General features: G+C 61.6%; 15 protein-coding genes. 6 read left to right on the top strand and 9 right to left on the bottom strand.

Annotated features, from left to right (window positions below):
- Positions 1 to 23 precede the first annotated feature (23 nt).
- The 3 genes from speC to VIZ63_RS18310 are packed head-to-tail and all read right to left on the bottom strand — an operon-like array spanning position 24 to position 5,053.
- Positions 24 to 2,384 (bottom strand): ornithine decarboxylase, encoded by a 2,361-nt coding sequence (gene speC / locus VIZ63_RS18300; protein WP_331611147.1) that lies wholly within the window; start codon positions 2,382 to 2,384, stop codon positions 24 to 26.
- 9 nt (positions 2,385 to 2,393) lie between these two features.
- The gene (locus VIZ63_RS18305) at positions 2,394 to 4,712 is read right to left on the bottom strand and encodes an Orn/Lys/Arg decarboxylase N-terminal domain-containing protein (protein ID WP_331611148.1); all 2,319 of its coding nucleotides are present in this window, start codon (positions 4,710 to 4,712) and stop codon (positions 2,394 to 2,396) included.
- Positions 4,713 to 4,741: 29 nt separating this feature from the next.
- Positions 4,742 to 5,053: a hypothetical protein gene (locus VIZ63_RS18310; RefSeq protein ID WP_331611149.1), complete on the bottom strand. Its 312-nt coding sequence runs from the start codon at positions 5,051 to 5,053 to the stop codon at positions 4,742 to 4,744.
- Between the two features lie 238 nt (positions 5,054 to 5,291).
- Between VIZ63_RS18310 and VIZ63_RS18315 the strand changes: the two genes are divergently transcribed.
- A complete protein-coding gene (locus tag VIZ63_RS18315; protein WP_331611150.1) occupies positions 5,292 to 5,609 on the top strand; it encodes a hypothetical protein in 318 nt (105 codons plus the stop codon).
- Positions 5,610 to 6,092: 483 nt separating this feature from the next.
- On the top strand, positions 6,093 to 7,685 hold the full coding sequence (locus VIZ63_RS18320; RefSeq protein ID WP_331611151.1) for a hypothetical protein: 1,593 nt from the start codon (positions 6,093 to 6,095) through the stop codon (positions 7,683 to 7,685).
- A 75-nt stretch (positions 7,686 to 7,760) separates the two neighbouring features.
- On the opposite strand, the gene VIZ63_RS18325 is transcribed toward VIZ63_RS18320, so the two are convergent.
- The 3 genes from VIZ63_RS18325 to VIZ63_RS18335 form a co-directional block, all read right to left on the bottom strand.
- Positions 7,761 to 8,315, bottom strand: a complete 555-nt coding sequence (locus VIZ63_RS18325; RefSeq protein WP_331611152.1) for a YMGG-like glycine zipper-containing protein — start codon at positions 8,313 to 8,315, stop codon at positions 7,761 to 7,763.
- Between the two features lie 89 nt (positions 8,316 to 8,404).
- Positions 8,405 to 10,660, bottom strand: coding sequence for a patatin-like phospholipase family protein (locus VIZ63_RS18330; RefSeq protein WP_331611153.1), 2,256 nt, complete (start codon positions 10,658 to 10,660; stop codon positions 8,405 to 8,407).
- A 30-nt stretch (positions 10,661 to 10,690) separates the two neighbouring features.
- Positions 10,691 to 11,581, bottom strand: a complete 891-nt coding sequence (locus VIZ63_RS18335; RefSeq protein WP_331611155.1) for a transporter — start codon at positions 11,579 to 11,581, stop codon at positions 10,691 to 10,693.
- Between the two features lie 754 nt (positions 11,582 to 12,335).
- Between VIZ63_RS18335 and VIZ63_RS18340 the strand changes: the two genes are divergently transcribed.
- Positions 12,336 to 14,453, top strand: coding sequence for a hypothetical protein (locus VIZ63_RS18340; RefSeq protein ID WP_331611156.1), 2,118 nt, complete (start codon positions 12,336 to 12,338; stop codon positions 14,451 to 14,453).
- A gap of 98 nt (positions 14,454 to 14,551) precedes the next feature.
- On the opposite strand, the gene VIZ63_RS18345 is transcribed toward VIZ63_RS18340, so the two are convergent.
- Positions 14,552 to 14,860: a hypothetical protein gene (locus VIZ63_RS18345; protein ID WP_331611157.1), complete on the bottom strand. Its 309-nt coding sequence runs from the start codon at positions 14,858 to 14,860 to the stop codon at positions 14,552 to 14,554.
- A 940-nt stretch (positions 14,861 to 15,800) separates the two neighbouring features.
- On the opposite strand from VIZ63_RS18345, the gene VIZ63_RS18350 reads away from it, so the two are divergent.
- Positions 15,801 to 16,412, top strand: coding sequence for a gluconate 2-dehydrogenase subunit 3 family protein (locus tag VIZ63_RS18350; protein ID WP_331611158.1), 612 nt, complete (start codon positions 15,801 to 15,803; stop codon positions 16,410 to 16,412).
- Positions 16,409 to 18,061, top strand: a complete 1,653-nt coding sequence (locus VIZ63_RS18355) for a GMC family oxidoreductase (RefSeq protein WP_331611159.1) — start codon at positions 16,409 to 16,411, stop codon at positions 18,059 to 18,061. Before VIZ63_RS18350 ends, VIZ63_RS18355 begins: the two co-directional genes overlap by 4 nt.
- A gap of 185 nt (positions 18,062 to 18,246) precedes the next feature.
- On the opposite strand, the gene VIZ63_RS18360 is transcribed toward VIZ63_RS18355, so the two are convergent.
- Both VIZ63_RS18360 and VIZ63_RS18365 read right to left on the bottom strand, forming a co-directional pair.
- Positions 18,247 to 18,795 (bottom strand): ORF6N domain-containing protein, encoded by a 549-nt coding sequence (locus tag VIZ63_RS18360; protein WP_331611160.1) that lies wholly within the window; start codon positions 18,793 to 18,795, stop codon positions 18,247 to 18,249.
- Between the two features lie 243 nt (positions 18,796 to 19,038).
- Positions 19,039 to 19,995, bottom strand: a complete 957-nt coding sequence (locus VIZ63_RS18365; RefSeq protein ID WP_349261226.1) for an AraC family transcriptional regulator — start codon at positions 19,993 to 19,995, stop codon at positions 19,039 to 19,041.
- Positions 19,996 to 20,116: 121 nt separating this feature from the next.
- Between VIZ63_RS18365 and VIZ63_RS18370 the strand changes: the two genes are divergently transcribed.
- Positions 20,117 to 21,070 (top strand): diiron oxygenase, encoded by a 954-nt coding sequence (locus VIZ63_RS18370; RefSeq protein WP_331611163.1) that lies wholly within the window; start codon positions 20,117 to 20,119, stop codon positions 21,068 to 21,070.
- Positions 21,071 to 21,096 lie beyond the last annotated feature (26 nt).

Raw genomic sequence — 21,096 nt, forward strand, 5'->3', positions numbered from 1 at the left:
CCTCTCTTCTTGCCCGCCGCGGATCATTCCCGGACCGCGTAGGTGTAGAACTTGATGCGACCGTCGACTTGCTCCTGGTACACACCCTGCACTTCGTAGTTGAAGCCAGGGAACCGGTTGAACGATTCCTCGAACGTCAGAAAGTAGTCGAGCATCGGCCGGGCACGTTCGTCCCAGCGCTCACCGGGAACGATGACGCCGATGCCCGGCGGATAGATCAGTGCCAGCGTCGCCGCGATGCGGCCGCCGATGCGATCGAGCGGCACGTAGTCCACATCGTTCGCGACCAGCGCCTCGTAGGCGTCCCTGGGAGACAGGGCCAGCTGCGGAAAACTGCTGGCGCGGAAACACTGCTTCTGCAGTTCCTTCACATTCGCGTGGCGATAGAAGTCGTGCATCTCGCGGCAGATGCGACGCAGCGAATAGCCGGAGTAGCGCTCACGATTCTGGGCGTAGAGCGTCGGCAACACATCGCCGAGCGGCGCGTCGCTGTCCCACAGGTTCTTGAACCTGACGAGCTTCGCGATGAGCGTGTTGAGCTTGCTTTCGTCTTCGGCTGGCGTGAGCAGGAAGAGGATACTGTTGAGATCGCACTTCTCCGGAACGATGTGCTGCTCGCGCAGATAATTTGCCAGCACCGTTGCCGGCACGCCGAACTCCAGGTACTCCCCGGTCTTGCGATTGATGCCCGGCGTCAGCAGCATGAGCTTGTTCGGATCCACCATCGCGTAGTCGCGACTGAAACCGCTGTAGCCGTGCCAGCTCGCCTCGGGGTCGAAGGTCCAGCATTGCTGCTCGCGCTTGAGGACATCCGTCGGCAGGTCCTCCCAGGGAACATCGGTCGCGTCCTGGGTGAAGTTCGAGCCGCGGATGGTGACGACGTCAGGCACGAACGGGTCGAAGAACCACTGGTCGTGGCTGTTGCGCCCGGTGCTCGCGTAGTGACGGCCGAACTCACGGAGTTTCTGGCGGGCTTCGATGCCCAGTTCGATGCAGCGGTCCCAGAGCATTTCGCCGGCACGCCCGGCGTGGATCATGGCGTTCACATCGAGCGCGGCAAACAACGGATAGAACGGCGATGTCGATGCGTGCATCAGAAATGATTCATTGAACCGCTTGTGTTCGATGAAACGTCGCTGGTCGCGGATATGCTCGTCGCGTTTGTGGATCTGGGAGGCCTGCGATAAGCCCGCTCCCTGCTTGTGCACCGACTGGGTGGAGAACAGGCCCGGCATCTCCGGGGTCAGATTCGTCAGCCGCATCGGGCTGTGATCCTTGAACAGCGGATGAAATGCGTTGTAGCCGATCCACGCCTCATCCCACAGCACGTAGTCGCAAAGGTGGCCGATCTTCTCCAGCACCTTGCGCACGTTGTAGATCGTGCCGTCGTAGGTCGCGAGCTGGATGCAGGCGAGCCGGAACGGCCGCAGCAGCTTGTGGCGTTGCGGATCCTTGACGAGCGGATTGAGGCGGATCTGTTCGCGCAGGTACTTCTCGTCCAGCGCGTCCCAGTCGACCGCACCGATCATGCCGAAGGGATTGCGTGCAGTCGGCAGAAAGACCGGGATGGCGCCGGCCTGCACCAGCGCGCCCTGATGCAGCGACTTGTGGTTGTTCCTGTCGAACAACACCAGGTCGCCACGCCGCAGGGCCGCGTGTGCGACCACCTTGTTGGAGGACGACGTGCCGTTCAAGACGAAATACGTCCGGTCGGCGCCAAAAACGTGTGCAGCATGCCGTTGCGCGTCGAGGGCGGCGCCGACGTGGATCAGCAGATCGCCCAGCGCGACATCGGCATTGCAGAGATCGTTGCGGAAGATCTGCTCGCCGAAGTATTTGTAGAACAGCTGGCCTGCAGGCGACTTGCGATAGAACTGGCCTCCCTGGTGCCCCGGGCAGGCAAAGGAGATATTGGCTTCGGTATCGTAGGACATGAGGCCGCGGAAGAACGGCGGCAGCAGACTCGTACCGTAGCCGATGAGACTCGCGATGATCTGCTTGGCGTAGAACGTCGGCGTCTGCTGACCGAGATAGACATAGCCATCGACTTCGCCCAGCGAACCGAGCACGCTCGTATCGGCGATGCGGTGCGAATCGGCGAGCACCCACAACGGAATCCGGAAGCCGATGTCGCGCACCGCCTGTCCCAGCTTGCGGGCGGGCTCGCGGCGCGCCGCGTCGACCGAGATGATGAAAGCTCCGACCGATGCATCCTCCGAGACGTCCCGGTCGTACCGGTCCGTGATCTCGACCTCGTAGTTCTCGGCGGCGATCAGGCTCAGGAGGATGCGCACCTGCGGATCGGCAGCGTCGACGACGGCAACCACCTTCAACAGCTTGTGGAATGCGATCGGCAAGCTCCGTGCAGCGGTGTGATCGGGCATGGCCGTTCCTTACACCGGCGCCCGTTTGACGCAGTAGACGTAGTAGGTGCCGTCGAGTTCTTCCGTGCCCTCCACTTCCTTGGCGAAGCCGGGAAAGCGATGGCCGTACTCCAGCAGCGTGTGCAGGTAGGTCAGCCACGGACCATCGGCCGGCCCGGCGCTCTCCCCCGGCATGACGATGGGAATCCCCGGCGGATACGGAATCACACCGACAGCGACCGTGCGGTCGGCCATCTCGCTCAATGGCACTTTCTCCGCATTGTCTGCCATGAGTTGTTGAAAGGCGCGACGGGGAGTCATCTGCGGCACCGGCAGCGTCGCATACGCCTGCGCCTGCCAGTGGCCCTGACGACTCTTGCGCAAGTGCGACCACAGTTCGTTGCCGAGATCCTTAAGCCCCATGCCGGCGTAACGCTGCGGCGCCGCTGCAACCACTGCCGGGACGACGTCGGCCAGCGGCGCGTTCCTGTCGTAGTCCACTTTGAAGTCGAGCAATGTATTGAGCAGCGTGCCCCACTTGCCCTTGGTCACACCCATCGAGAACAGGAACAGCACCATGTGGTCGGTGGTGCGCGACGGCACGATCCCGTGCCGTCCCAGGTACGCAGTGACGATGTCGGCGGGAATGCCGTGCTCAGCGAGTTGCCCATCGGCCTGCATGCCCGGGCAAACGATGCCGAACTTGATCGGATCGAGCATGCACCAGCCATCCGGGAGGTCTTCGAAGCCGTGCCAGCTCTCGCCCGGATGCAGCACCCAGCACTGCGGATCGGTCGTGAGCTGCTCGACGGATGCCTCATGGAAGGGAATGCGTCGCTTGGTCCTGGGATCGGCGACCTCCTCCGCATTCCACGGCGCGAAGAACCAGTCGTTCTTCGCGAGGAACTCCTGGCGGATACGCGCAACGGCCAGCCGACAGGCGACTGCTTCATCGATGACGTCCTGGGTCAGCGCCTGACCGGCCGGTCCGTCCATCATCGCGGCGGCCACGTCGTTGGAAGCGATCAGCGCATACAGCGGCGAAGTGCTGGCCTGGGTACAGTAGGCCTCGTTGAAACGTCCATGATCGATGGCTCCGCGGCCGTCGCGAATGTGAATGAACGATGTCTGCGACAACGCGGCGAGCAGCTTGTGCGTCGAATGCGTGGCGAAGACGGTTGGTCCATCCTTTGGGTGACTCGCCGGATCGCCGCGCATGGCGCAGCGGTCACGGTACAGCGGATTGAACCGGGCATAGCCGTACCAGGCCTCGTCGAAATGAATGCGATCGACACTCCTGGCAATCAACGTCTGCGCGTCGGCGGCGTTGTAGCACATGCCATCGTAGGTACAGTTCGTGAGCACGCAGTAGACCGGACGTTTGCCAGCTGCCGACTTCACCAGCGGATTGCTGTCGATGCATGCGTCGATGGCTTCGGGCTGCAACCGTTGCGGCGGTATCGGGCCGATGATTCCGTAGCGGTTGCGGGTCGGGCTCAGGAAGACCGGAATGCCGCCCGTGAGCGCCAGTCCTTGTTCGATGGACTTGTGGCAATTGCGATCGCACAGCGCTATCTCGTCGTCGCCAACACACGCCGACATGATGGTGCGATTGGACGCCGACGTGCCGTTCAGCACGGAGTAGGAACGATGCGCACCGAACACGCGGGCGGCATAGCGTTCGCTTTCGCCGATCGGGCCGCTGTGTCCCAGCAGCGAACCGAGCGAGCCACGCTCGATCCCCATGTCGGTGCGAAACAGATTCTCGCCATAGAAATCGAAGAACAGGCGACCCACGGGCGACTTGAGAAACGCCACGCCGCCCTGATGTCCTGGCGCCGCCCATGAGTACTCCCGCTCGCGGTCATACCGCGCCAGTGCCGCAGCAAATGGCGGCAGCAACGCCTGCTGATAGCGATCGATCGCCACCTCGATCCGGCCGCCGATGAACGCAGCCGTGTCGTCAAGTATCCAGATGAATTCGTCGGCCAGCGTCGCCACCTCCACGCTGACCGATCCTGCCAGGTCACGGCTCGCCATCAGGAAAATGGGGATCCTGGCGTTTCTGGCTCGCACCGCGCGCAGCAGGCGAGTCGCCTGATCGTGAACCTCCTGATCATTCAGGCCCTGCGTCCAGCTGACCAGGATGCAATCGACGCTCGCATCCGACGTCGCCGTCGCCTGTCCATCGTCACAGGAGATTGCCTCGATGACTTCGATCGACCGGGACTCGAGTTCCGTCACGAGGGCACGCACGCTGCGTGCGGCTGCCCCTTTCGAATCCGCCAGTCCGCTATCGACGACCAGCACCTGACGAATGAGCGGAGCGGCTCCGGTACGCTGAATCATGACTCCTCCTGCACCCTCTGTTTCATGCGTTACCGAGACGGACGATCGCTGTGCTCAGAGATGTAGCGCAGCAACTCGCCTTCCAGACGCAGGCTCAGCGCCGTGTACTCGCTGCGCATTTCCTCGTCACTCGCAGGCTTGGCGAGTCGACGCAGTGCCTCGGAACATGCCGCGTACTCCTCACACAGTTCACGAAAGGTCGCGTGCTGCATGAGTCGATGCAGCAGAACATCGTTCACGTGGGGAAATCGTCCCTTGAGAAGTTCGCGATACACGGCCCGTTGTGATCCGCCTTCCGAACGGCAGGTATTCGCGCGTCCATCATCTTCGGAATGCGTCATCTGATGCGCCCTGAGATTGGCGCAGATCATTCGCTCGCGGCCCGACGCTGTGCAGTAACAGGGGGTACGTTACGGTGTCATACCTGACTACGCGCACCGTCCGTTATCGGACATCTTCGCAACGCACCAGGGAAGCAGAGTTCCGCTGCACGTTCTGCTGTAAGGAGAAGACTGTATGGTTACTGCACTTTGGCAGTATGAGAATGCGAGGAAGGCGGGTCAGTCGGGGAGAATGCCAGTGAGCAAAGGCGAATTCGGCAACCAGTGGTACGAAAAGCAGCTGGGAACGGTGGACGAAGAGATTGCTCGCCTCGCCACCATCTGTCAGATACGCATGCTCGACGCTGGCATCATCGAGCGCGTCGTTGCGGGCGATGAATCCGTCTGCGGCCGACGTACCCCAAAAGCATTCCGGCAGCTGCGTTCGCTCGTCGGCGTGCATTACTCGCTGACGAGCGACTCTCTCCAATCGCTGGGCGAGGACGAGTCTGTCCGGATCCTCACCACCATTCGCGAACGGCTGGGGAAAAGGTTCGATATTGGCGGCGACCGCTGAGATCCACTTCACCGCCGTAGCATCACCACGGCAGTGCGTAGAGCGCACGAGGCGATTCAGCAACTGCGTGCGCTCGCAGCATTCGTTCGCCGATAAGAAGATCCGGCAATGCCTCGATCGTCAGAGGATCTCACACGTTCATGAGCCCATATCGTTCCATCAGTCACAAGACCGACGTCCGATCGCTGGATGCTGTGTTGCCCCGAAACACCTAGGTTGGAGTACCGATGCATCGCTGTCTGAAGAGGCAGTAGTGTCCGGAACGCGGCCCTGGCAGACAAAGGCAGCACAGACATCTGGCAAACCAGAATACGCCTCGAGAGGTGCACGTCGGGACCAAGTCGAGGAGGATGCGGGTGTCACGACGGTTGCAGCGGCGCTCGGTAATGTCCCGGAATCAGACCTCTGAGGCACCTTCACGGAACGAATTTCTCTTGTAGCAGACGCCGGCAGATACGACCGCCGGCTCATGAGGCTGAAGCGATGCGGTCACGGAGCACGATCACGCAGCTGCATGGAAGTCAGCAGCAGACTTTGCTGGCGCTCAGCGTTCGTGAACATCTCGAGCGCCTGCTGCACAGCCCGCAGTTCGATGCCTCCACTCGCTCGCGGGAGTTTCTCTGCTTTGTCGTGGAGCAGGCGCTCAGCGGTCATCACGACCAGCTCAATCAGACCGCGATTGCCATGTCCGTTTTCGGGCGCGGCGGCGATTTCGACGGCATCCTGGACCCGGTCGTGCGCGTGCAGGCCGGAAGATTACGACGCTCTCTCGAACGTTATTACCTGCTCACCGACGACCAATGCCCCGTGAGCATCACTCTGCCGAAAGGCAGCTACGCTCCTGTGTTCACGCAGGCGAGCGTACCTGATACGCCTTCCATCACGTCGTCATCGCTGGTCGAAGTGACATCGCACTGGCCTGGCATCGTCGTACAGCTGTTCGCCAGCGCCACTCCGGACGATCAGCCGCTCGCTGTCAGGATCAAGGATGATCTGACGGCGGAAATCTGTCGTTATGGCGACGTGCACGTCGTGCGGGGACCGGATTTCGACAGGTTGAGTCCGCAGAAGCAGGCAGCGACACGATTTGAATTGCGAGGCACGCTGCGACGAAGTGGTGAGGACCGCCTCGTCGGTGTGCAGCTGCTGGATCGCCCGACGGGCGAAGAGATCTGGAGCGACGAGTTTCATACGATGCCCAATGCCGACCGCTGGTCGGGAAGTCTCGGCGACATTGCCCGCGTCATCGCTGCGCGGGTCGCCTCCGAACAGGGAATCATTGCTCGCTTACTGGCCGCAGAATCGGTGTCTCAGCCGTTGCCGGCACACGGCGCCAAAGCCATCCACCACTGTTACCGCTTCTTCTTCACGCGACAGATCGCGGACGTGGCTCCCACCATTTACGCGCTGGAGCAGCTGACGCGACAAAGGCCCGACAGTGCCGTTGCCTGGGCATACCTGGCGCGGCTCTATTACACCAACCAGGCGTTCGAGCTGTCCGAGCCACGCGTCTCGATAGACGAGGCCATCTCGTGTGCCTACCAGGGTCTGCTGCTCGATGCGAGCAGTCCCCGGGTGCGCTGTGTCCTGGCGGGTTGCCTGCTCATGAAGGGCGAACTGCAATCCGCACGCGACGAACTGGAACAGGCACTACGGCTGAATTCGGATTCGCTCGCGTACCGCGAAGTCACGGGCTGGATTCTCGCGCTCGCGGGTGACTGGGATCGGGGCATCGCGTTGATGCGGCACACCATGCAGATCAATCCCTATTGCCTGCCCCACGTCCAGCACGGCCTTTGGGCAGACTACATGCGGCGAGGCGACGTGGAACAGGCGTATGTGGCGGCGCTCGAGTATCGCGACCCCACCTTCTTCTGGCGTCATCTGATGCTGGCGAGCTGTCTCGGTCATCTGGGCCGCCTCGACGACGCACGCATGAGCATCGACTCACTGCTGGTCCTGAAGCCGGATTTCCACAGGCGCGGTCGCATGCTCATTGGTCACTTCATCAAGCCGGAACCGCTGCTGGAATACATCGCGGACGGCCTGAGCAAGGCCGGTCTTCCGCTGCTTTGATCCTGCCCGCGTCCTGAGTCTTCCCGATACGCGATCATTTTGCTCGTGCACCAACCAGGTCGCTCCGGGCGGCGATCACTTCAGAACGTAGCCGCGGCCTTCCAGGCAGGCATTGCTGGCACGGGTATACGTCGCGAGTTGTTCCTGCTTCTTCGCCTCGGCTTGATCCGCCGCGGCTTTCTGTTCCGCGGTGGCCTGCTGTTGCTGTTGCGCAGATTGCTCTTCCTGTTGCCGGCGATCCCGACGTGATCGGCTGCCCGCAGCAACTGCACCCACTGCAGCGCCCGTGGCGGCGCCTTCATCCGCATCGTCATTCGCAATCTCACCAACGACGGCGCCGGCAGCGGCGCCGCGTGCTGCGCCTCTCAGGCGTTCGCCTTTCGGACCCGTTTCTTCAGGTTGAGCCGGCGCTGCAACGGGTGCAGTCGTTGGAGCCGGCGTCGCGGCCACCACCGCTGGATCGATCCCCGTCGTCTGCTTGGCCCATGCAGCGCATTCACCGACATCCTTCTGCTGTTGCTCGGCGGTCTGGCCCTTCGCGGGATAGACGATCGGGGCCTGGGCGATCGACGCTGCCGCAAACAGGCTCGCAGTGATTGCAATCGCACCCGTCAGGTAACGCTCACGCATATGGAGCCTCCAGGAATCGGAATCGCAGTTTGCTCACCTCATTGCAGGGGCACTATCGGGAAATCGCAACTCTTCGAACATCGCCCGCATCACCGGAAAATCCCCTTCTCCAGGATGGTGCCATGACCCACCGGCCGCCCAACGCTCAACCACAGACTCCACGAGTCGGTCGATGTGGCGCCAACACCCACGGTCAATGGGCCAACGATCGTGCGGCCGGAGAGAAACACCGATGCGCCGTAGAGGTCGCCGTCCGTTGCATCGTCGATGCGGTCATAGATCGCGCCTGCCGACAGCTGGATGCCGGCGTAGAGCGCGTGATTGCGGATCGGCAACACGTCTTTGACCTTCCATAGATAGCTCGTGCCGACCGTCCAGTAACTGTCGACACGCAGCTCGCCCAGTTCGAGCCCGGGGAAACTTCCGGGTCCGCCGAGTGCAAACGTGCGATCCGGAGGCAGATCGCCGCTGAGATCCGAGCCGCCCGCGAGCGTGACCCAGATTACGTCACGACGCAGCGGCACCGCGACACCGATACCCATCTCTACGCGCTCCCAATCGCGATCTGCGCCCAGCGATCGATCGATGTGCATGTATTCCAGCGCCAGCGCCACTCCGCGCGTCGGGCTGAATGCGGTGTCGCGGCTGTCGAACTCGGCGGATACCACCACGCCTGCATCCACCGGCGACGATTCAGGCATCAACTCGGAGCCGATATCCACCTTGACCTCGCGCCTGTCGTAAACGTAGCCAACGCGGGCCTGCGCGTATCGGCCGATGTTCGATCCCACATCGAAAGACGCCGCCGAATCTTCAAAGCGGTAGCGGGCCACGCGCTCGTCATTGCTGAAGAGATCCTCCACCGATCGTGAGTACATCACCTGAGGTTCGACGAAGAATCGATGTGCCACATCGAGCGGCTGGAACACGCTGGACTTCAGCAAGGTTTCGTTGCCGATCTGTAATTCGTTGCGCCATTCCGCGCCGAGCGGATTCATCCAGGTACGAACATGTCTGCCGTAGAGCGTGAACGTCAGATCGCCGTCCCGCGATGCGTAGGCGCCCAGATCCAGTTTCAGATAGTCGGGCCCCCAGATCTTTTCGTGTGGCAACCACGTCAGGATCGGCGATTCGCGCTCCCCATCGAGGCGATAACCCACGGAGTCGAAATCCTGCAGAGCCGACAGGCGTTGCGCTTCCTTGCTGATGACCGCAGTGTCGACTACATCGCCACTCTGCAACTGACTCTTGGACACCAGGTAGTCGGGATTGACGCGCTTCAATCCCTCGAAGCGCACACCGGCCAGCCGGGTTTCGATGTACTGCGACTGCGTGACCTGCGTACGCCACGCCGCATACTGCGCTTCGGGAACGGCGTAGCGTTCGAGTGCACCTGACATGCTGCGCGCCGCGGCCTCGCCGAGCGGAATCGTCTCGGGGATGCGTTCGAAATCGGCCGTCCCGATGGACCCCATCTCGACATCGATACGAATGTCGGCGGGTCGAAGGGATTGCAGCTGCAGCTCCTCGTTGGCAATGATCATGACGTCCATCGTGCGACTCAGCAGCTGCGTCGCGCTCCGCAACTGGAGCGGATCCGCCGGCGGTTCGACCAGGTTGACGACGATCACCACGTCCGCGCAAAGATCGCGCGCGACATCGATCGGAATATTCCGCACCAGCCCGCCATCCGACAGGACCTGCCTGTCCATGACGACCGGTGAGAACGCTCCGGGAATGGCCATGCTCGCGCGCATCGCAGTGGCGAGATCGCCCTGATCGAGTACGACCATTCTGCTGGAAACCATATCCGTCGCAACCGCACGGTAGGGAATGGGCAGTTTGTCGAAGTCCGTCTCCAACCGCGCATTGGCGACGTAGACACGCAGCAGATCCTCCACATTGCTCGTATTGATCAATCCTCCCGGGGCCGTGAGGCCTTGCGGTGTGACGCCCAATTCGAATTCATTGCTGTAGGTTACGCCCGCACGCTTCTGCTCGACGGGTTGCAGATCGCGACGACCCTGACTGCCGACGACCTTCCCCCAGTCGACGCCCACGAGAAATGCTTCGAGTTCCGCAGCCGGTATGCCCGACGCATAACCGCCGCCGATGAGCGCGCCCATGCTGGTGCCTGCGATGCAATCGATGGGAATGTGCAGCTCTTCCAGCACCTTCAGTACGCCGACGTGCGCGCCGCCTTTGGCGCCACCACCAGCGAGTACCAGGCCGACGCGCGGACGACTGCCGCCCTCTGCGGCTTCGGCATGGCAGACACCGAGTGCGAGCATCGACGCCGCGGTGCTCAACAGGACCACCCAGTTGAAATAACGAGGAGATTGCATTGCATTACCTCGCATGCTGCATGCACTCATTCAGAACCACGTGTACTGCCACGCGATACCGTAATTGGTGAAGTCGCCACCCACGCGCGTCGATGCACCGTCGCTCCACGTGAACTTGAGCGACTGCCGCTGACCGATCGGCAGCGCGAGCGTCGTCCCCACGCGCGAATTCGCCTGCAGATCGCCGCGCCGTTGCCCGCTCACCGTCGTGCGTCCGCCTTCGTAGTAAGTCGCATCAGCGGCGATCCACAGACGTGGACGGAAGGTGTAACTGACGTGGACCTGGAGCGCGGATATCGGGTCCTGTTCGCGCCTGGTGCCGTCGAAGAACTCGTCGTTGGCCGTGAACAGCCAGACACCGGCGGACGCTTCGAGAAACAACCGGCCGATCGGATGTGAGATGCCCAGTTCCGGCTTGAACGCCCACCGGTTGGAGCCGATGTTGATCAGCCTGGACGAATCGTATTCCCCAGTGGGTGCAATGATGGAAAGGCTGGCACCCAGCGTCGTATCGGGTTTACGCGCGGCAAACTCGGCCGGCGGAAGCGCCGGACCTCCGAGCAAGTTGATGCTCAGTTTGAATCTCGTGTCGGCCAGGCCCGATCGACTGATCGCGCGTCGATCCTCGCCGACATTGCCGGAGATATCGCCCCAGACGTAAGGCACTGCAAACAGCGCAGTCACACCACGACCGAACACACCGAAAGTGTGGCCGTACCCGAGGGCCGCATTGCTCAGACGCGCCTCGACATCACTGAAAGGCAGCGACGGATCGAACAAGACCCCGCCAGTGGACTGTCCATAGCCAGCGACGACAAAGTTGACGCCGGCAGGATTTGGCGAATAGGCGCGAGGCTCGAGTTCCTGCGCGCACGTGACGGCGTTGATCAGGATGGAGACGAGCAGCAGAACGGTCCGCACGCAGCTCACCGCTTTCGGATGTGAGAATCCGGCGTACCCGACCTGAGCCTGGTACGCCGGCAGCCGATCTCTTCGAAAACTTCGGGGCGCCGTCCCACTTCCATCCGCATGCCCTCCGGCGTGTAGCAACGGGAACCCGTCAAGATGGATCGCCTTTGCGCCTTCATACACACGCAGCTGGCCGATTCTTTTCGTCGCCGGCACAGGAACGTGTGCCGCAACGCCAGACTCAGCTTCTGCCGGCCATGCGCGGCTGCCTATCGATATTTCGCACCGCGCGGCCTTCGCAAGGCTTTCACCTTGCGGCCTTGTCATCGACTGCTCACGTTCGACACCGACACGCTCGTCGGAAACCTCTCCACCGCGAGGATGGTCTTGATCACGTCGCGCAGATGAACGCTTCACGCTCAGCACTGTGACGAGAATATACGTCGGCTTAAGGCGTAAGCCGGATAGAGGGCCAAGTGCAACGGGTTCACGATTCGCAGCGGCGATGGACAGTTCGGTGAGAAGCGGGTCTCCCGGAAGGAGTGACATCCGGAAGGGAACTCGATGAAAAAGAGTGTCGGGAGTCGATGCTACGACGTGCGGTCCAGTTAACGCTGGTGTCCCCTCTGCGTGATTCGCCTGTCGTCCGAATGACCTAGCGGTCTGATCTACAGCGCGCTGCGCCATCGCCGCAAACTTCCCGCAGCTCCGGGGTCACCGGAGCTGCGACTCACCGATGTCCTCCACCTCGCGAGCCGAGTCGCCCATGCCTTCACGTCACGCCGGGTTCGCTGCAGTCACGGTGGTCTCCGAGAAACTCGTCAACCAGGTGCTCGAGACGTATGTGAATACGTTCCTGACCGGAGTCAGGGTGCCACTGACCCAGATCGCCCAACTCACCGTCGGGGTGCCGCTCGATCTGACCCTCACCGCGACCGCGGTGCTGCTGTCAGCGCGAGCCGCCCTGGCGCGCAACACTGCCGGTCTGATCCCGATGATTTTTCGTTTCTACGCAAAGGCGCGACTGGACGCTGTGCCATCAGGCGGTGGCCCATCCCTTTCAAGCTTTGCCCCGGAGATCATCGTGGAGGCAGACCTCGCGGCGGCGCTGCTGCCGATGGTGCAGGGCACACAGCTGCAGTTCGGCGTCAACATGGCCGGATCTCACCTCGGGAGCATCCACGCGCACATCATCGACCCCGACGGGATGCCCCCGGCGTACCAGTCCGAAGTTGTGAAGATATTGCAGGGACCTCAAGTGAGGTCCGCGGTTCAAGCGGCGCTCAATGCGATTCCGCCGCAGCAGCTGGCTACGACACCAGGGACGATTCCAGCTTCCTACAACTTCAAACAGATGAAGCCACTCCAACCGGGTGAGACATGGGTCGACGCGCACATCGCAACCGACCGGATCATCTACTGGCCGATGCAGGGGTCACTGGCGCTGGCCTGCGATGTGCCCGGCTTTACCCATGGCATACCCACCGACCTGACCGACTTCAGCGGCGGCGCGGACATCGCGGCTGCGACCAACCTCGACTTCATGCAGAGCTACTTCGCGAGCGCGGTTCTCCCCCAGATGCGCAACGCCTTTCTGCAGAACAACCTGCGCATCGACACGGTCGACTTCCTGCGCTTCTCCCACCGCGACTTTCCCAACGGTCCGGCCGACTATCTCGAGCTGGGGCTGAGCGCGTCGGTGTGGACACACGACTTCCTGCATTTCATCGTGGCCGGGACTACCAAGATCAGCTCTGTCGGGGTGACGATCCCGGCTGCGCCCTATCTCTATCGCAACCAGGAGGTCCGGCTGCACTTCGGCATGATCGACGTCGACTTGCCGGACTGGGTCAACACCGTGCTGTTCGGACTGTCGCTGCTGTTGCCTCCCGTCACACTGTTCTTGCCGACAATAGTCGGTGAGGTCCTGCATAACGCCTTGGTCGACGCTTCCAACGCGGCCAACGGGATGGGCTCCAGGCTGGGGGTCGACATCACGCAGGATCTCAAGCTTCCCGGCACGGCGGGTCCGACATACCGCTTCACACCGCAGCAACTCTGGCTGCAGTGCCAGGCGGGTGAACGCTCGGCCACGGTGAAGGCGTCGCTTGCGCCCGTCAGCCAGCCGCAGCTGATCGTGGCACTCGCCGACGCCAACGTCACCGTCGACCCACGCATCGACCGCCAGGAAGTACGCCGCGATAACGGACTTTCTGACTCAATTACCGCGCGGCTCGTGCTGCCGCCGGCCTTCGTTCAGCGCAAAGACCCGACGCTGCGGGTGAGGTACGAGACCGCTCTCAACGGCAAGGTTGTGCCAGCGTTCACTCGTGATCTGCGTTTGTTCGGTCTGCAGTTGAGCCAGGTACTCGGCCAACCCGGCCCGGACCCGCTGGTGCTGGTCATCGACACCAAGCAGATGGTCAGTCCGACGAAGACCGACCAGGAAGTCCGCATCAGCGTGCGGCTATACAGGTCGATGGGCGGGACCACCGAGGACTTCTACAACGGCTCGATCTACGTCGTCTCGGTCGATCCGCGCCCGGATGACGTGAAGCCCTACGTCCAGTGGGCACACAGGACCGCTTACTTCAACAACCACCGCAAGGTGCTGGTTGCGCGGCGTAGCAAGATCCACAAGGTGCCGGGCAAGGGCGGGTGTCGGTTCAGCAACCAGTATCTGTTGCCCAGCATGCGCTCGCCGTTCGTGTTCGTCAGCCTGCGCCGCTTCACCGGCCTGCCGTTCGACCTCATCGACATTGAGGCCAACCGCGACCAGGTCTGCCCGTACTGCTTCTTCGGCGGCCCCGACAAGCACCCCGGCACGTCAGTCACGGCGACTGTCGATCGAACCGGCGTCATCGGCAAGCTCGTCAATCCCTGAGCACGCACAAGTATTGAGCAAGAATTCATCCATAGACGACGAGCGCCCATCATTCGATTCTATGTTCGCAATCGAACGGATGCCGCTGCCTGGAGCGATCAGAATCGCAATCGTTCCCAAGGCGCAAGCAAGGAGAGTGCGCCGAACTGCCGCAGCGTGTCTTTCTCCGAGGATCCGACATGGCTAGAGCTCCGTTCATCGGGGTGCTCGTACCGTTGCTGGTCGCCCTTCAGCTCACGCCCGTTGGCAAACTTTGGGCTCAGGTGCCGAGCATCGTCGGACACCCGCACCTGACCGAGGTGGCCTGCGTAGACGTGCCGCCCGGTGAGAAGCGACCAGAGTTTGGCTGCTTTAACATCGCCGCAGTAACCGGCCTGCATTTCAGTCAACCATTCGTCTTCTGGCATTTGCGCGCGTTTCCAAGCAGGAACGCTGCGGAGGCGGCCAGGAGTGCGACCGGAATTGTGGTCGAGGAAGACGGGCGAACGTGGCTCTCTGAATTCGGGCCCCGAAACCCTGCTCCGCAGGGAGGTGAAGCTATCGCCGTCGTCGGACCACTGCAGCTTCCCGCAGCAAAGAACTACGCTGCGGTTCTCTCTTACGCTGTCATGCGGCCCGGCGACAATTCGAGGGTGCATACGCACCCGGGTCCGGAAGGCTGGTACGTGCTGGCGGGAGAGCAGTGCCTGGAGACTCCAGCTGGCGCCAATAAGGCTCGGGCCGGAGGAACCATGACCGTGGGACCGAATACTCCGATGGAGCTAAATGTCACTGGCACGACGCTCCGACGCGCGTTCGCCCTGGTCATCCACGATTCGGCTCAACAGAGGGGAATACCCTCTGACTGGAAACCGTCCGGAGCCTGTAGTCAGTAACGACCTCGGTCGCTATCGGGCCTTGGGCCGTATGACCCGGCATTGCAGTCTACGCAACTGCGCCCAAAGACTACGCCCTGATCAGAGAGGCGACGAAGGCCACGAGCGCCATTCACTCTCGTCTTCTTATTCGAGTGTCAGCGCATGAATTGCAGTGGATGCCCGTCGCTTTGGGTCGGAAGCCGGCGTCGATGAATGCCTGCACCGGTCAGAAACGGGGAATCCGGATTGAGAAATAAATCCGTCCCCTTTGCGAAATACCGTGGATCCCCCGAACCGGATCGCCGTCTGAACACGCATACACCGCATGACCGTCGTGGAACCCGGGTGCGAGCGTGGGATAACAGCGAAGCCCATCTTTAGTGAGTCGCATCGACTGCCGTTCGCGAGGCAGTACCGGCGGGCAAGACAGATACCCTCGGAACTCCCGGACGCGCAGCGGCTGGGTTCACTGGTGGGACAGGAGGGAGGCATGAGCATCCGTGACTTTTCGCGCCGGGAATTCTTGCGTCATGCCGGAGATTCAGTCGGCATCGCCTGGCTCACTCTCAACTGGTCGCAGGTCACGGCCGCCGTGCATGAGGCGCACGAGGGCGTGAAGTCTCCCGCGACTTTCGCGTTCAATTTTTTTACGCCGGCCCAGGCGGCCGACGTGGAGGCCATCGCGGCGCAGATCATTCCGAGCGACGACACGCCGGGAGCGCGCGAAGCCGGCGTCGTCTATTTCATCGATCGTGCTCTCGCGACTTTCTTTGCGCGGCTCGCGACTCCATTCAAATCAGGCCTGCAGGAGTTTCAGCACGCGTGCAGCTCCCGTTATCCAGACAGCTCCGATTTTGCCTCGCTGACATCCGCACAGCAGATCGAATTTCTTCAAGAAGTCGATCACACGCCGTTCTTTGGCAGCCTGCATACGCTGACGCTTTTCGGAATGTTCTCGATGCCGGCCTACGGCGGCAACCGTGATGGCATCGGCTGGAAGCTCCTCGGCTTCGAGGACATGCACGCGTTCCAGCCTCCCTTCGGCAACTACGATCGCGACTACGCCGGGTTCGTCATCGATCCGCCCGGAGCCAAAGCATGACCGCGAAAAAGTACCGCGACAGCGAGCTGATCGATTTCGCCATCGTCGGATCCGGAGCGGCGGGCGGAGTCATCGCACGCGAACTGGCGCAAGCCGGACTCGATGTGGTGCTGTTCGAGCAGGGATCGCGCCTGAGTCCCGCGGATTTCGAACACGACGAATTGAAATACTGGTTCCTGGGCGGCATCACCAACGATGCGGAGAAGAACCCGCAGACGTTCCGCACTGCGCCAACGCATCGCGCCGAGCCACAACCGCTGAAGCCGCCGCTTTGGTACGGCCGCACCGTCGGCGGAAGCACCGTTCATTACACGGCCAACTACTGGCGCTTTCACGAGATCGATTTCATCGAGCGCAGTGTGCTCGGGGCAATTCCGGGCACCGGCTTCGACGACTGGCCGATCACTTACGCGGATCTCGAGCCCTACTACACCAAGGTCGATTGGGAGATCGGCGTTTCCGGTCTCGCAGGCGCCAGCCCCTTCGATCCGCCACGAACCCGGCCGTATCCGATGCCGCCGTTACCCGTGAAGTCCTCCGGCGTGTTGTTCGAACGTGGCGCCCGCAAGCTGGGATTGCATCCGTTTCCCGCACCGATGTGCATCAACTCGCAGCCTTATAACGACCGCGCGGCGTGCGTGCACTGCGGGTTCTGCCATGGCTTCGCTTGTGAAGCACTGGCCAAAGCATCCACCCTGACGACCGTCATTCCACAAGCCGAAGCCACCGGTCATTGCGAAGTACGCCCGCAGAGTTACGTGATGCGCATCGAGACTGACAAGCGTGGGCGCACCACAGGCGTTGCCTATTTCGATCACACAGGACGCGAACGATTCCAGAAATCGCGCGCAGTCGTCGTGTGTGCCAATGGCGCTGAGACGCCGCGACTGCTCCTCCTGTCGGCGAACGCGAAGTTCCCGCAAGGACTGGGAAATTCCAGCGGCGCGGTCGGCAAGTACCTCATGTTCAACTATGCATCGCGCGCGCTCGGCGTATTCGAGCACGAGTTGAACGAGTACAAGAGCGTACAGGTCACGCGGATCCTGCACGACTTCTACGCTTCCGATCCGAAGCGCGGCCAATATGGCGGCGGCGGCCTCGATGCACGCATCGGTCCGCAACCCATGGTGTGGGCACAGCGCACTGCCACCGAAGGTCCAGCCTGGGGTAGCGCCTACAAGGCAAGGCTCCGGGAGTTCCCGCGCAGCATGCAGGTGGCCTGTCACGGCACCTCGTTGCCCCTGGAGTCGAACAACGTGACACTCGATCCCGAACTCAAGGACGCGTGGGGAATGCCGGCGATCCGCACGACCTACAAGGATCACCCCGACGATCTGGCCAATGCCCGGTTTTTGCAGGACCGCGGCGCGGAGATTCTCGAGGCTGCCGGAGCGCAACGAGTCACGAAATCGCCAGTAACGGAGCAACGCTTCTCCATGCACCTGCTCGGCACGTGCCGCATGGGAAACGCTCCGGCGAAGTCCGTGGTCGACAAGTACCACCGCAGCCATGATGTCCCCAATCTGTTCATCTGCGACGGCAGCAGCCTCGTCACTTCCGGACGCGGGCAACCCACCATGACGATCCAGGCGCTCGCCTTCCGCGCCGGCGAACACATCGCACGGTTCGCGAAGAGCGGGGAGATTTGAAGAGCCTCTGATTTATTACCCGTTCGCACTGAGCATCTATGGTTCGATGCAAGCGAGGATGCGCGCTGCCTTCACCTGTGGGGTCTGGCTTTAGCCGGACGTTACGGCCGCCCCGCTGACGTCCGACTAAAGTCGGACCCACAAGAACAAGCGCGCTGCGATTTCTCCGTTCGCTGGAGCCATGCTCACTTTTCTCTGCTCCTTTCCTCCAGTTCGACGAATCCGATCGAGCGCTTTGTCGGCTCCGGCGGATTCATCAAGTTGCGAATCGTCTTGAGAATACCGGTGATGGCCTGGTCCTGAGTCGTGAGCTTGTGAGCGATCCGCACTTCCAGCTCATCAAGCCGCTGCGCAAGTTTCTTGTTCGACGTCAACAGTTCGCGCAACTGCACAAATGCGCGGACAACGTACACGCTCATTTCGACCGCCCGACTGGAATTCAGGATCATCGCCGCCATGATGGCGCCATGCTCAGTAAAAGCATGCGGCACATACTTCCGGTGCTGGCCACGACCTGTCTTTAAGGTCGCAAATTGCGACCTTAAAGCCTCATGCTCTATTTCGGTCAGCTGAAACATGAAATCGGCTGGGAAACGACCCAAATTACGCTTCACCTGCTCGTTGAAACGCTTGGTCGTCACGCCGTAGAGGGCCGCCAGTTCGCTGTCGAGCAGTACTCGTTGCCCAGAATCTTCAGAACCGCATCGCTGTGCGAACGCGCATACCCATGGCACGGTCGCCGGGAAACCCGCGGGCCGGTAGTGGAATTACAGCGAAGCGCCAGCGCGATCGCCTTCCCAAGTGTTGCTGGCCTCCATTAGCCACGTTCGACTCCGAGCTTCCTCCACCGCCCGCTGCAGAAACTCCGCAATCTCCTTCCTATCCGGTAACTGCATCTGGTACCGCGACACGAACAGCTTGTTGGACATATCTGCAAGCGCAAACTCGACCAGTTCATGATTCTTCTGGGTACAAAGCTATTGTTCCGATTGGCGGCGCCAGTTGCCGGGTGATGTACCGAACTGTCGTTTGAACGCGCGACTGAACGCAGCTTCGGACTCATAGCCAACTGCGAGCGCGACTTGCACCACGCTGCCACGCCCTGTGCGCAACCGTTCTTCTGCAATGTGCATTCGCCAGAGAGTCAGGTAGTGAATCGGCGGCTGGCCGACCAGTGAAGCAAAGCGCTCCGCAAACACCGAGCGTGACATGCCCACTTCGACCGCCAGGGCTTCCGCAGTCCAGGCTTCGGCGGGACGTGCGTGGAGTAACGCCAATGCCCGTCCGATTTGCGGATCATGTAGCCCCGCGAGCCATCCTTGTCGTTCCGCCGGGAGGCTCGCGACATACCTGCTCACCGCTTCAACGAACAGCAACTCGGACAACTTCGCGATCACGGTGGTCGAGCCCATGCGCCCCGCCGCAATCTCGCTCGCAGCGAAACGGAACGAACTCTCGATCCTGGCGCCCGAAGCTGTTGCGCGCACGTCCAGCTTCAACACGGGCGGCAACGCAGAAAGCAACGGGCTGAAGGACACCTCCGAGCCAAGAAAGCCGCACAGTAGTTGCGTCGACTCGCCGCCGCCGCCGTACTTGATTCGTGAAATCCCACCGGCCTGCGGCTGAACGACCTTGTGTGCGGGCATCGGTTCGATGGTCAGATCGCTGCCGAACACATGCGCGTCATTGTGCGGGAGAAGAACAAGCTCCCCAGCACGCAAGTCAATCGTTTCGCCGTCGCCGACACGCAGCTGCATGCGCCCCTCGGCGAGGAAGTGCGACGCAATGACGTGCCGTGGAGTTACCAGAAATGGCTTGCAATGAGCCGCGGAAATCTTTCCCTCGATGCACCAGGGCGCAGTGAGCTCTGCTTCGAGGAAGACTCCCCCGGTCAGCCGAATCACGCGCAACACATCTGAGAAAGCGTCCAGCACGGGGCCCGCCTGCCAGAGCCTGGAGCATGAACTCCAGAGCACCGGTCATTCACCGTCTGAAGGTCCGATCCTAGATTAGCACCCGCAGAAGCTTCCATCCCAGCTGCAGAGGAACCTCACGATGAATACCGTTGCTGTCACGTTTCACCCGGAATCGAGCAGAGCTGCCCGGTACGCTCGAATCGTCAAGTCATCGAAGAAGACCGATTGGCAGATCGATCGCGACTTGCTGCAAGGCCGGACCTTCGAATTCTCGCGCAAGTTCCTGCCTGACGCGTTGTCGCGGGTCGATCGTCTGTCCTTTCTGGCGCCGGATGAAACGCGTCTGCTCAGTCAGATCCAGGGCCGGACGTATGCGTACCTCTTCGGTCTCGTCGAGCGATTCATCAGTGTCAAGATGCTCGAGCAAGGACGAGCCCATGCCTTCGATGATCAGATCGCGCTCGAAGCACTCGTGCGCTTCTCCGGCGAAGAGATCAAGCATCAGGAGCTCTTCCGTCGCATGGAGGCGATGATCGATTCGCAACTGCCGGCGGGCTATCGTCAGGTTGCCGATCCGAACGACGTCGCGCGTGCCGTGCTTGCGGCCAGTACCTGGTCCGTCCTGGCACTGACCTGTCATATCGAGCTGTTTGTGCAGGCGCACTACGCCGAGAGCATCGGCCCGCATGAGGACCTCTGTCCGTTATTCAAAGATGTCTTCAAATTCCACTGGCGGGATGAGAGCCGGCATGTCGTGCTCGATGAGCTCGAGTGGAAGGATGAGCATGCGAGACTCTCCGCGCACGAACGTGACCAGGCCGTCGACGATCTCATTGCGCTCGTGGCGGCCGTCGATGGGATTCTGCAGTCGCAGTCGCAGTCCGACACGGACTACTTCATTCGTTGCGTCTCGCGATCTTTCAGTGTCGAGGAGACGGCGAAGATCGAAGCCTCTGTCCTGAGCGCCTACCGCTGGCAGTACATCATCTCCGGCGTGCAGCATCCGCACTTCGGCCGGCTGCTGAGCAGCATGACGACTTCTGCGCAGATGTCGCGGATCGAGTCGGCGCTGGTGCCGATCATGACTGGCTGATTGCTCGTGAGAGCGACTCGATGCGG

The sequence above is a fragment of the Povalibacter sp. genome (genome assembly GCF_036520495.1).
Taxonomy (GTDB): Bacteria; Pseudomonadota; Gammaproteobacteria; order Steroidobacterales; family Steroidobacteraceae; genus Steroidobacter.